We start from the raw sequence: 13,202 nt of genomic DNA on the forward strand, positions 1-13,202 counted from the left end.
CTTCCGTGCTGCCCTGGATCACCCGGAGATTGGCCGAATGTCGACTGTCGGTCTTTTCTCAATTGTCGCGTATGCGACTGGCGTGATCGCTCCGCCCGCCCGGCGTTCGCCGTGAATCACCGTCATATTCGAGGTGAAGCGGGCGTATTCACTTTTTGCTCGCGCTACCCGGGTACGTTCCTGCGCGCCTCCTTCGTGGCAGCATGTTCCCGAACGGCCGGACCCCCGAACCGGGGTCGGGTGCTCACGCCCGTCCCGCGCGGCCGGGCGTGGCGCTCCCGCACGGCGCCCCCGCAGAGCGCTTCCGCGCGGCCCGGGTCCGGCGGGCCGGACTTTGTCCACAGCCTGTGGAGGCGGCGATGCGGTGGTTGGTGGGGTGGAGCAGTGTCGCCGCCCACTTCGGCACGGCCGGAGCCGTCGGCGCCGACGAAGAGGGCCGCACCGTCCATCCCGTCGGCTCCCAGCTCCTGTGGGGCGACCCCGACCCGCTCTGGGCCGTCGGCGACTGGCGCCCCGACGAAGTACGCGTCGTCTCCCTCGAACCCACCCCCGGCACCGCCGGCACCGTCAACATCACCCGGCTCGCCGTCCTCGGCTACTGCGCCGCGAGCGACGACGAACTCCGCGCCGGACTCATCTCCGCCCGCGGCGGCGCCCTGCGCCATCTGACCGCCTGGCCCGGCAGCTACACCGTCGTCGTCCAGGCCGGCCGGCGCATCACCGTCATCGGCGACCTCGCCGGGGCCAGACCCGTCTTCCACACCCCCTGGGCCAAGGGCACCGCCTACGCCACCGCCGCGCTGCCGCTCGCCGACCTCATCGAGGCCCAGCTCGACATCGGCCACCTCGCCGCCCTCCTCGCCTGCCCCGAGACCCCCGAGGCGCTGCGCGACTCCACCCCCTACGAGGGCGTCAAACGCATCCCGCCCGGCCACGCCCTCATCCTCCGCGAGGGCTCCCGGGAGATCACCGGCTACGAACCCGTCGCCTCCCTCGCCGTCGCCGGACCCCAGATGGACGCCGACCGCGCGGTCGAAGGGGTGCGGGACGCGCTCATCGACGCGGTACGGGCCAGGCTCACCGCGCCCCGGCACGCGCCGGAGACCCTGCCGCCCGACCCCGGGCCCGTACCCGGCATGGGACCGGCCGACCGGCGCGCCCGGCGCGGCGCGCCCACCCCCGGCATTGGCGCCGACCTCTCCGGAGGCAGCGCCTCCGGAACGCTCGCCCTGCTCGCCGCGGGACTGCCCGGCAGACCCGGCACCCTCCTCGGCCACGGCACCGGCGCGGGCGAACGCCTTCTCGCCGTCACCTACAACGACCTCACCGACGACAGCCGCGAACCCGAACTGGAACGGGCCCGCGCACTCGCCGACGACCCCCGGCTGCACCACCTCGTCGTCGCCGCCGGCGACGAGGGCCTGCCGTACGCCGCCCTGGAGCACGGGCCCCTCACCGACGAACCCGCCCCCTCCCTCGTCACCGCCGAACGCCACCGCGCCCGGCTCGCCTCCGGCAGCGCGGACCACTTCACCGGCGCCGGCGCCCGCCAAGTCCTCGACGCGCACCCCGCCCGGCTCGCCGACCTCCTCCTCGACCGGCGCCGGCGCCATCTGCTCCGCCCCGTCGCCGCGCTGGCCCGGGCCGAGGGCGCCGCGCCGAACTCCCTCCTCGTCCCCTTCACCGTCTACCGGGCCGCCCGGCGGCTGGCCCGCACGCCCTACCGGACCGGCCTCGAAACCGCCGCGAGCCGCCTTCTGGAGGCCAACCGCGCCGGTGCCCGGCCCGGCGCCGGGCCGGGCACCGGGCCGCTCGACGCCTCACTCGCCGCGCTCGCCTGGTCCAGGCCCGGGCCCGCCGCCCGCTGGCTCACCGGCGAGGCACTCGCCGAAGTATCGGTTCGCCTCACCGAGGCGGCGACCCGGCCCGTCACCGTCCAGCGCCCCGGTGAGGCCCGCGCCCGCGCGGCCCTCACCCGGCACGCCTCCGACCAGCGCATCCTCGAACAGGCCGCGGAGGTACGTAGCCAGCGCCTCCATGCGCCCTTCCTCGACAACCAGGTCGTCCGGGCCTGCCGCGACCTCCCCGAATTCCTCCGGGTACGCCCCGGCGCCCGTGCCGAAATCCTCCGCACCGTCCTCGCGGGCGCGGGCATCCACGACCTGCCCCCCGGCTGGGGCGCCCCCGCCGCCTCCTCCCCCGCCGAGTCGGCCCGCAAGGGCCTGCGGGCCGCCCTCCCCCAGCTCCTCGCCCTCTTCGACGCGCCCCTCCTCGCGGACGCGGGCCTGATCGAGGCCCGCGTCATCCGCAAGGCGCTCCGCGCGGCGACCGAGGGCGAGCCCGTCCCGCTGGACGGGCTCGCCGACCTGGTCTCCACCGAGCTCTGGCTCCGCCGCCTGCTCTCCCGCCGGGGCACCTGCTGGACCGGCTCGGCGGCCCCCCGCCAGCGAGCCGTGGCGGGCGGCGTCCCCTCCGTCATCCCCCGCCCCCACCCGGGCCTCCGCCCGGGTCCCGGCGCGGCGATCTCTCCCTGAGCTTGTGCGGGCGCGTTTCCGGGGCTCGGCCCCGGGCCCGGCGCGGCTGCCTCCGGCTGGGTTCTTGGGTGTGCGGGTTGCCTGTTTCCCCGGGTGGGGTGCTTGTTGGTGCGGGTTGGGTGCCGCTCCGGTTCGGTACTGGGGCTGCATGATTTACGGCGCGGTCACCCGGTCTTGTTTTGTTCGCCCGGGTTTGCGCCACAAATCACGCTTGATGCCCCAGTACCGCTCCTGCGCGTCCCCCCTTCCGCGAGTAAGCCCAGTGCATGATGACAGTGCTCTGACCGTCCGCGCGTTCCGAGACGGTTTCACAAGGCCGGGAACCCCAGTCCGGAAGGTCACCCGGGGGTCGGATCGTGATGGGCGTCAGAGTGGGCGGGTGCTTCTGGGCGGGCGCTCCCGTACGAGAACAACCCGGGGGTGGTGTCCCGCCCCGTACCCGTGCCCCGGAGGGGAGTGAACAGAACAAGACCCCGAGGCACCGCAAGGCGCCGAAGGCGTCTGAAGGCCCGCACCCCGGGACCCCGAACAACACAGGCGACAACGCGACACCGCCCCCACACCCGCCCGCACCCGCGAACAAGAGCAACAAAACCAAGCCTCGCCGGCGATTGAGGCGCCGGGCCCGGGGCGGAGCCCCGGAAAAGCACCCGCACCCCGGGCGGCCCGAACGACGCGGGCGAGGACGCGACACCGCCCCCACACCCGCCCGCACCCGCGAACAACAGCAACAAAACCAAGCCCCGCCGGCGATTGAGGCGCCGGGCTCGGGGCGGAGCCCCGGGAAAGGGCCCGCACCCAGGGCAAGGGCGCACAAGACTCCGCCCCGCCGGAGGCAGCCGCCTCGGACAAGGACCCGCACCCCGAAGGGCACCCGCACCCCGAAGGGCATCCGCACCCGCGCCACGGGTAAGACATGGCGAGGGCCCCCACCTCACCCGCAGGCGATCCGCGACTCCGCCCAATCCGCCAGCGCCGCCGACCCGTAGGGCGACACCGGCTCCACCACCAGCCGGATCGTCTCGCGCCCGGTGAGCGGTACATGGACCGGCACCGCCGGCTCGTCCGCGCGGACGACCGGGGAGCGCCAGAGCCGTACCCCGTCCCCGTACACGGAGAACCGCACCGAACCGATGCCCCGCGTCAGATCGTCGACGCCGACCTTCGCGTCATAGCCGGAGCAGGCGCGGTTCAGGTCGATGACGATGGAGGAGACGGCATGCACGGTCACCCCGTGCGCGTACCGCTCACCCGCGATGGAGAGGTTCTCGCGCTGCCAGAGCCAGGTGCTGGCGGAGAGCCGGACCTCGGGGCCGGTGTGGTCGCCGAAGACGTTGTACTTCAACCGGTTGAGCTGGTAGATCTCCGGCGCGGGCGGCGGAGAGGGCGTCGGTGTCGGCCGCGCGGACGTCGGCGCGGGCGCGGGCGGGGACGTGGGCGCCGGCGAGGAGGGCGGTGGTGTCGGCTTCGGCGCGGGCGGCGAGGGTTTCGGGGAGGGCGCGGCGGACGGCGGCGCGGGCTTCTCCGGAGGCTTGGGCACCGGCTTCGGCGCGGGCGGGGCCGGCTTCGGGGGCGGCTCGGGCGCCGGCGGGGACGGCGGCGGGTCGATGGACCGCACGGCGGGCGGCTTCGCGTCCGGCTCGGGTTCGGGCTCGCCGGTGCCGGTGAAGGCCCACACCAGCCCGGCCGCCGCCGCCACGGTGAACAGCGCGGCGACACCGGCTTTCGCCGGGGCGCCGAGCCCTTCCGACGCCGCCCCGGCCCCGGCGGAACCGGCGGAACCCGCCCCGCCGGTGGCGGCGGCGGCCGCCCCCGCGCCCGCCGCGCCCACGGCACCTCCCGCCACGACCCCGGCGGCCTTGAGGGAGTACCCCGCGGCGAACCAGCCGATCACCGCGATCGGCAGCAGCGCCGGAATGCCCGCGTTGACATGCGCCAGCTCACCCGCGGCGAGGCGGCACTTGGCACACCCCTCCAGGTGCTTGCGCAGCCCGAGCTCGGCCCGCATCCGCAGCCCGCCGCGGGCATACGCGCCGAGCCGGTCGGCATAGCGGGCGCAGTCGCCGCCGGAGGTGAGCGCGGCGTTCACATGGGCCTGGAGGTAGGCCTGCTTGAGTCCTTCGCGCGCCCTTCCGGCGAGGACCGCCGTGGCATTGGCGGTCAGCCCGAAGAGGGGCGCGACCTCGCTGGGGGACTCTTCCTCGACGGTGGTGTGCCAGAGCACGGCCTGCCACCGCTCCGGAAGCGACCGGAACGCCTGCATCGCCAGCGACTGTTCGGCCTCGTGCATGGCGCGGACATCCGCCCCGAGGTCAAGCGTTTCTCCGGTTGCCGCGTTGGGCACCCTGGCCGCCTCCGCGGCGAACACCGCGAAGTCGTCGACGAGTTGCTCGGTCTTCTGCGTCCTGGTCCAGGACGCGGCCACCCGCCGCACGGTGGTGAGCAGATACGCCCGGACCGCGTGTTCGGGCCCGGCGCCCCCGCGCACGGCCTGGAGTGTGCGGGCGAACACCTCGGCGGTGAGGTCGTCGGCGGTGTGCGTGTCGCGGCAGCAGGTCCGCGCATAGCTGCGCACGGCCCCGGAGTGGCGGCGGAAGAGCTCCCCGTACGCGCTGTCGTCGCCGCCGCGCATGCGCTGGATCAGCTCGGCGTCGGAGGTGGGCAGCTCGCGCGGGGGCGGCAGGAGTGAGGCGGATCCGCTGCCCTCGCGCTGGAGCGGCACCGCGTGGTTCTCCGGAGCGCCGGCCGCCTGGTATCCGGGGGGCGGCACCGGAAGGCCGGCACCGAACCCCGGCGAGTCGTCGGCCAGGGTTCCCCCGGTCCCCTGGCTGGGCACCAGGTGTTCGGGTGCGTCCGCTCCGTCGCCGCTGTCGGCATGCGAGCCGGAAGGTCGCGAACCGCGGCCGCCCTGCCCGGGAACCTGGTGCGAGACCGTCTCGCCGGGATCCGTACCGCCGGCGCCATCCGTACCGCCCGGGCCGCCGTGCGGCTCGTCCCGTGCGTCCCGTCCCTCACCACTCATCGCGGAAGCCCTCATTCATCGTGGAAGCTCCCGTCAGCACCCCAGAGCCGAACACCGGGCAAGCGTGCCACACGGCGGCAGCACACCGGGCCGTCGGCGGCGGCAACCACTCATCCGGGGACACCTGATCGAATCAGCGCGCGACCCGGCCCAATTGGTGGTGCAATCAACCACTTTCCGATGAGCGGGTGACACCGGCCGGCGTGACCGGGCCGGGGCTCCCGCCGGGCTCCGCGGAGCCCGAATCCGCATGGGCCCGCGCGAATCAATTCGCACGGACCCATGCGGATCACATCTGACGCGGCCGCCTCACGACGGGCACCCGGGCCCGAACTATCCGGACCTCGGACGAAGACCTTCCAGCAGGATGTCCAGCAGCCTGGCCGAGGCCGCCGCCTGCTGCACCGCGTCCGGCAGCGAGGGTGCCGCGGTGGCTATCACCAACAGCACATCCGCCACCGACACATCGCCGCGCAGCTCACCGGCAGCCCGTGCCCGGTCGACCAACTGCCCGACGACATCGAGCAGTTCCGCGGCGCCCGGGTCGTTCTGTTCGTCCACGCCGGCCGAACGCGAGCCGACGACCCGCAGATCGGGCAGCCCGCCGAGATCGTCCCGCCCGGCCGGCGCACCGGACCGCTGGTGCGGTACCCGTGCCGCCTCCCGGGCGGACTCCTCCGGCTCCACGCCGACCCGCAGTACATGCGGGGGCAGCAGCCGGCCTGCGCCGGAAGCCACCGACGTACGGAGGAATCTGGCCAGGGCCGACCAGGGCTCCTCCTCCTGTCCCAGTGCGGTGCGCGCCTGCTCGGTCAGCCGGGAGGTCTCCTCCTCGGCTATTCGGCGCACCAGTACGTCCTTGCTCGGGAAGCGGCGGTACACCGTCCCGACACCCACTCGGGCCCGGCGCGCCACGTCCTCCATCGGCGCTCCGTAACCCAGCTCGCCGAAGACCTCGCGAGCCGCCCGGAGCACATGCTCCAGATTGCGCTGTGCGTCGACCCTGAGCGGTGCCGAGCGGCTGGCCCCGCCCGATCCCACTCGTCCGTTTCCGCTTCCGCCGATACCGTCGCCACCCGAATGGCCGCCGTGCACATGCGCGTCCGTGGTCGGCGGTACCGCAGCCTGCCAATGCGAATCCTGAATGGTCATACGTGTTCCCCCGGTCACTCTGTCTCCCCCCGGAGACCTCCCCACATGGTCTGCCGGGGCGCCTTGACCGAGTACCCCGACGAGGTACGAACATAGTTGAGCGGGGGTCAATTCAGAAGGGGGTAGTTCCGCGAGGGGCACCCCCCGAACGGAGCAGGAACCTGAAGAAACCTGTTCGCGACCCCCGGGATCGTCTGCTCCGCACTGCCTGACCTGCGCACCTTCATCGTCACCCGGTGTAACCCGGCGTGCGGCGGGGCAAGACGTCCGGTCACACAATTTGGCGGGGCTGTGGACAAACGCCGGGGACCGTTGCCTCATGGGATGGTGAAGGCAGCTGACTCCCGGCCCCCGGCCCCCGGTAATCCGCCGACCGCGCGCACCAACGGCACGCGCATTCTTGTTGTCGGTGGTGGCTATGTCGGGATGTATACCGCTCTCCACCTCCAGCGGAGGCTCAAGCACGAGCTGGCCCGCGGCGAGGCGGAGATCCTGGTGATCACCCCCGATCCCTATATGACGTACCAGCCCTTCCTCCCCGAAGCCGCGGCCGGATCCATCTCCCCGCGCCATGTCGTGGTCCCGCTGAGGCGTGTTCTCAACAAATGCAAAATCGTCATCGGCGAGGTCACGGCCGTCACCCATGCGAAACGCACCGCGACGGTGACCACACTCGCGACCGACGAAGAGGGGACGGGAGGAGTGGAAGTGGCGTACGACGAACTGGTCATCGCGCCGGGTTCGATCTCCCGCACCCTGCCGATCCCCGGTCTCGCCGACTACGCCATCGGCTTCAAGACCGTCGAGGAGGCCATCGGGCTCCGCAACCACGTCATCGAGCAGATGGACATCGCCTCCTCCACCCGCGATCCCGACCTCCGCGACGCCGCTCTCACCTTCGTCTTCGTCGGCGGCGGGTACGCCGGCGTCGAGGCCCTCGGCGAGCTGGAGGACATGGCCCGCTATGCCTCCCGCTACTACCACAACATCAAGCCGGAAGACCTGAAATGGATCCTGGTGGAGGCCAGCGACCGGATCCTTCCCGAGGTGGGGGAGGAGATGGGCGGGTACGCGATCAGGGAGCTGCGGTCCCGCAACATCGACGTACGCCTGGAGACCCGGCTCGACTCCTGTGAGAACCGGGTCGCCGTCCTCAGCGACGGCAGCCGCTTCCGCACCCGTACGGTCGTCTGGACCGCGGGCGTCAAACCCTCGCCCCTCCTGGCCGCCACGGACCTCCCCCTCACCGAACGCGGCCGGCTCCGCTGCACCGCCCAGCTGGCCCTCGCCGGAACCGAACACGCCTGGGCGGCCGGCGACGCCGCCGCCGTGCCCGACATCAGCTCCGACACCCCCGGCGCCGAATGCGCCCCCAACGCCCAGCACGCGGTCCGCCAGACAAAAGTGCTTGCCGGGAACATCGTGGCGTCGCTGCACGGCCGGCCGCTCAGCGAGTACGAGCACGCCTATGTCGGCTCCGTCGCCTCCCTCGGCCTCCACCGCGGCGTCGCCCATGTCTACGGCCGGAAGCTCAAGGGCTACCCGGCCTGGCTGATGCACCGGGTCTACCACCTCAGCAGGATGCCCACGCTCAACCGCAAGGCGCGCGTACTGGCCGAGTGGACCCTGGCCGGCCTCTTCAAGAGGGAGATCGTGTCGCTGGGGTCGCTGGAGCACCCCAGGGCGGAGTTCGCGAGCGCGGCGGGCGGCGGCGGTACGGGCACGGCACCCGGTTCGCCGAAACCGCCGGGCACACCCGGGAGAACGGACACACCGAACGGGCGGAGTGATCCGAACGGGTCGGAACGCCGCCGCGGCGATGACGGCCCGGGCGACGCCGGCCCCGGTGCGCCGGGCGGCCCCACCACTCCCGGGGCGGGCTGAGCCCCACCGCGCACGGCCCCCGCCGATCCGCCGGAACGGTCCCGTCCGGCATCCGGTGGACACCGACTGTCAGTACGCTCCGTCACACTGTACGTGTGACCATAGGTGGGCTCACATTTGCACAGAGTGACCCTTGTGACCCTTGGCGACAACCATTGAGGCTAGAAAGTCAGTGAACTTCACGCGTTGGAGCGCAAGGCTCCCCGGTACGCAGCGCCGCGCGGCGGCGCGGAGGACCGACCGCGGGATCTCCACCGCACCACCGCGACCGGACCGGCGCGGCGACGGCCGGCCGGAGAGCCGCGGCCGCGGCGAGGGAGCGGTCCCGGCGGCCCGCGGCGAGATCGAGCAACCTCCCGACCCGCTCCCGCACGCGCCGGCCCTGGAGGACTTCCCCGTACCGGAGATCCTCGGCCGGCTCCCCGCCCTGGTCGCCCTGGTGTACGGATCCGACCACCGGATCGCCTATGTCAATGACGCGTACACCACCGCCTTCGGCCCCCGCCCGATCGGCGCCCCCGCCGCCGTCGCCTGCCCCGAGCTGGTCGAGCTCGGACTGCCCCCGCTCATGGACCAGGTGCTGCGCAGCGACCGTCCGCGCACCGTGAAGTCCCGCAAGGTCACCACCGGCGGCTGGTACACCGTCACCTGCCTGCCCGTCGACATCCCCGGTGCCGGTGCCCGCCCGGATGCCGCCCCGGACGGCGCGGCGCGGTCGGAGACCGACCCGGACGCCGGCCGGGGTGTGCTCGTCTTCGCCGCCGATGTCACCGACCACGCCGAGGCCGCCGAGCGGCTGCGGGCCAGCGAGCGCCGCCAGCGCGAGATGGCCGTCACCCTCCAGCGCTCGCTCCTCCCCCAGGAGCTGGAGCAGCCCGACGACCTGCGGATCGCCGCCACCTACCAGCCCGGCGGCGAGGACGCCGCGGTCGGCGGCGACTGGTACGACGTGATCACCCTCGGCGCCGGCCGTACCGCCCTCGTCATCGGCGATGTGATGGGCCGCGGGGTGCGCGCCGCCGCGGTGATGGGCCAGCTCCGCACCGCCGTACGCGCCTATGCCCGGCTCGACCTCCCGCCGCACGAGGTCCTTCAGCTGCTGGACGGACTCGCCGCCGAGATCGACGCCAGCCAGATCGCCACCTGTGTCTACGCCGTCCACGACCCCAATGAGGGACGCCTGGACTACGCCTCCGCCGGCCACCTCCCCATCCTCATCCGCGACGAGGACGGCACGGTCCGGCGCGCCGCCGACCCCACCGGACCGCCCCTCGGCACCGGCGGCTGGCTGCACTCCTCGGGCACCATCGCCCTGCCGCCCGGATCCAGCGCCGTCCTCTACACGGACGGCCTGGTGGAGCGGCGCGGCGAGGACATCGACGAGGGGGTCGCCTCGCTGGAGCGCGCCCTGTCCGGGGCGACCGGCACCCCGCAGGTGGTCTGTGACCGGCTGATCCGCTCCCAGGGAGTGACCGCGGACCATGACGACGATGTCGCCGTGATGGTCGTCCAGCACCCCGCCCGCAGCGGAGCCTCCGCCGAGCTCTTCCACAACGCCGCGCTGGAACTCCTCGGCGGCACCGAGGCGGCGCCCCGCGCCCGCGCCTTCGCCTCGGGGGTGCTGGCGTCCTGGCGGTTCTCCACCGAGCTCCACGATCTGGGGGTGCTGGCCACCAGCGAGCTGGTCGCCAATTCGCTCCAGCACGGCACCCCGCCCATGCGGCTGCGCCTGCGCCGCACCGATCGCCGCCTGATCATCGAGGTGACGGACGGCGACGACCACCTGCCGCGCCGCCGCCGGGCGGAATCGGAGGACGAAGCGGGCCGCGGCATCTCGATCCTCGCCACCATCGCCTCCTCCTGGGGCTGCCGCCGCACCCCCGGCGGCGGCAAGGCGGTCTGGTGCGAATTCGCCCTCCCGGCGAAGCGCGACCGCGATCGGGAACACCCCGGGCAGCACTGATCCCCGCCCCCCCCGTCGGGAGGGCGGGGATCAGAGGTGATCACCGGAGAGGCCGGAGCAGCGGCTGTACGGAGCGGGCGGCTATGCGGCCGTCTCCACCTTCCTGGCCCTCTCGGCCGGGTTGTGCTGCGCCACCACCCGCGACACCGCCCCCAGCGAGGGCTGATTCTGTACGGGGGTGAGCTGCCGGCCGAGCTTCACCGCCAGCGCGGTGATGGCCAGCGAGAAGAGGACGAAGGTCACGATGTAGGGGGCATGGAGCTTGGCCCCCATGACACCGCCGACCGCCGGACCGAGTGCCAGCGCCAACTGCTTGACCAGCGCGAAGGCCGAGTTGTACTGCCCGACCATCGACTTCGGCGCCAGATCGACCACCAGGGGTGCGACGGTCGGCGCCAGCAGTGCCTCGCCGAGCCCGAAGAGGGCGTACGTGGTGATGAACGCGGCCGTCGCCATGGCCTGGCTGCTCGCGCCGAGACCCGCGTACCCCGCGAACATCCAGGCGACGGCCCAGATCAGACCGACGGCGCCGATGACCCGGGTGCGCTTGCGGTGCTCCACGAACCTCAGCACCAGGAACTGCGCGAGCACGATCACCGCGGTGTTCGCGGCCAGCGCGGTACCGAAGGTGGAAGGCTCGATTCCGGCAGCCTCGGTGCCATAGGCGGAGAGCCCGGACTCGAACTGTCCGTAGCAGGCGAAGAACAGAATGAACCCGAGGACGCAGAGCGAGACCATCGCCTTGTGCCCGAGCAGTGCCCGCATACCGAGCTTCTGGTTCCCGGGCGCGGAAGCGCCGGGCGTCCCGGGGACGGCCTCCGGCTCGGGCAGCCGCACGCTCAGCGCGATGGCGGCCAGCACCAGGAACATCACCGCTTCGATGCTGAAGAGGAGAGTGAACGTTTCTCCTCTCTTACTGTCGACGATCTGCGCGCCGATCAGACCACCGAGCCCGAGCCCCATGTTCTGGAGGAAGAACTGGAGAGCGAAGACCCGGGTGCGCTCCGACGGCTCCGAGGCGCGGACCAGCATGGTGGCCAGCGCGGGCTGGATCACGGCGGTGCCGGCCCCCAGCACGGCGGCCGAGACCACCACGGTCACCCAGTTCGTCGACACTCCCAGGGCGACGGCGCCCACCGAGGCCACGAGCGACGCGGCCACCACGACGGGGCGCGGCCCGCGCCGGTCGATGGCCCGCCCGGTGATGGGCAGCGCGACGAGTGCGGCCATCGCGAAGACCGCGAGGACGGCTCCCGCCGTCGTCGCGCCCAGGTCCCGTGTCTTCGCCACATAGATGTAGAGAAACGGAACCGTGAAACCGAGTCCGAACGCGCTCAGCGCGCTTCCCGCCTGGATTCGGCGCATCGCTGCACCCTGCACCCTGGTCACACTCACCTGCCTCAAGGGTTCGAAGTAGTGAAGTATCAAGACTTCAATAGTAAAGTTCGATAGTGAAGAGTACACGTCGAAGGACTTCAATGCCAATGGGTGCCGTGCGATACTGCGGCGTATGCCTAACGTGAGCCCCGAGGGCCCAGCAGCGCCGGCCCCGGCCATCCAGGAGCCGAGCCTCGACGAGCAGATCGCCGCCTATCAGCGCGAGTACGGAGACCTGGACCCCCAGGTCGAGAAGGTCGTCTCGGCGCTGGGCCGGCTCAACCGCCGGATGAACGTCGCATACGGCCGCCAGGTGGCGGCCCTGGGCATCAGCAACGCCGAGTGGGAGGTCCTGAAGACCCTGGTCCTGGCGGGCAGCCCCTACCGGATGGGCCCGGGCGAGCTGGCGAAGCGCCTCGGCCTCACCCCGGCCGCGATGACCCACCGCATCGACCGGATGGCGAACGAGGGCCTGGTCACCAGGGACCGCGACGAGAACAACCGGGTCCGCGTGATCGTGGAGCTCACCGACGAGGGCCGTACGAAGTGGCTGGAGGCGATGCGGATGGCCTCGGCCTTCGAGGACGACCTTCTCCAGGACCTCTCCGCCGACGAGCGCGGCGTCCTCGGTGAACTGCTCATCCGCGTACTGCGCCGGGTGGAGCACGCCCAGCCCGACGCCGGCGGCCGGCTCACCGACCTCGACTAGGAGCGGTCGCCCCCGCGCGTGACCGGCGGGCCGGAACCGGCCTCACCCCGCTCAGCTGGGAGAGTTGACACAGGGTTCATCGATCCGTAAGGTTCTTCGAGTTGTCACGGGGCCGGAACGGTTCTTCGACGACCACTCCCGCCGCGCACGCGGCAACCAATCTCCAGCACGATCTCCCGGCCGGGAGCGATTTCGGCTTGCCGAAATCCATTCGGAAGACTCGATTATGAGTCGCCCGGGGAATCCGCTAGAGTTCTGGACGTCGGAACGGCCCAACAGCCGGAAAGACAACCCGATTTCGACCGGGAATCAGGCCCGAAAGGATCTGATAAAGTCGGAGCAGCCGAAAGGCGAAAGGCCGGTCCAACTGGCCGCCGAGATGAAAATACGGTCCGGAAACGGGCCGGAAAACATCTGGTAGAGTTGGAAACGCAAGACCGAAGGGAAAGCCCGGAGAGACCCGGAAGGGAATCAAAGGAAGCGTCCGTTCCTTGAGAACTCAACAGCGTGCCAAAAGTCAACGCCAAATATGTTGATACCCCGTCTCCTTCGGAGACGAGG

7 protein-coding genes are annotated in these 13,202 nt (G+C 72.2%); 4 read left to right on the forward strand and 3 right to left on the reverse strand.

Annotated features, from left to right (window positions below):
- The first annotated feature begins 359 nt into the window (after window positions 1-359).
- On the forward strand, window positions 360-2,534 hold the full coding sequence (locus AAFN69_RS03660) for an asparagine synthase-related protein (protein WP_347726735.1): 2,175 nt from the start codon (window positions 360-362) through the stop codon (window positions 2,532-2,534).
- A gap of 934 nt (window positions 2,535-3,468) precedes the next feature.
- On the opposite strand, the gene AAFN69_RS03665 is transcribed toward AAFN69_RS03660, so the two are convergent.
- Window positions 3,469-5,556, reverse strand: coding sequence for a sigma-70 family RNA polymerase sigma factor (locus AAFN69_RS03665; RefSeq protein WP_347726736.1), 2,088 nt, complete (start codon window positions 5,554-5,556; stop codon window positions 3,469-3,471).
- A 333-nt stretch (window positions 5,557-5,889) separates the two neighbouring features.
- Window positions 5,890-6,708, reverse strand: coding sequence for a helix-turn-helix domain-containing protein (locus tag AAFN69_RS03670; protein WP_347726737.1), 819 nt, complete (start codon window positions 6,706-6,708; stop codon window positions 5,890-5,892).
- Window positions 6,709-7,032: 324 nt separating this feature from the next.
- Here AAFN69_RS03670 and AAFN69_RS03675 point away from each other — a divergent pair, with 324 nt between their 5' ends.
- Both AAFN69_RS03675 and AAFN69_RS03680 read left to right on the forward strand, forming a co-directional pair.
- On the forward strand, window positions 7,033-8,592 hold the full coding sequence (locus AAFN69_RS03675) for an NAD(P)/FAD-dependent oxidoreductase (protein WP_347726738.1): 1,560 nt from the start codon (window positions 7,033-7,035) through the stop codon (window positions 8,590-8,592).
- A gap of 172 nt (window positions 8,593-8,764) precedes the next feature.
- Window positions 8,765-10,555, forward strand: coding sequence for an ATP-binding SpoIIE family protein phosphatase (locus tag AAFN69_RS03680; protein ID WP_347726739.1), 1,791 nt, complete (start codon window positions 8,765-8,767; stop codon window positions 10,553-10,555).
- Window positions 10,556-10,636: 81 nt separating this feature from the next.
- On the opposite strand, the gene AAFN69_RS03685 is transcribed toward AAFN69_RS03680, so the two are convergent.
- Complete coding sequence (locus AAFN69_RS03685; RefSeq protein WP_347726740.1) at window positions 10,637-11,920, reverse strand: MFS transporter; 1,284 nt, start codon at window positions 11,918-11,920, stop codon at window positions 10,637-10,639.
- 145 nt (window positions 11,921-12,065) lie between these two features.
- Between AAFN69_RS03685 and AAFN69_RS03690 the strand changes: the two genes are divergently transcribed.
- Entirely contained in the window at window positions 12,066-12,641 is a 576-nt protein-coding gene (locus tag AAFN69_RS03690) for a MarR family transcriptional regulator (RefSeq protein ID WP_347726741.1), read from the forward strand.
- The last annotated feature ends 561 nt before the right edge of the window (window positions 12,642-13,202 follow it).

This window comes from Streptomyces sp. CAU 1734 (assembly GCF_039888735.1).
GTDB lineage: Bacteria > Actinomycetota > Actinomycetes > Streptomycetales > Streptomycetaceae > Streptomyces.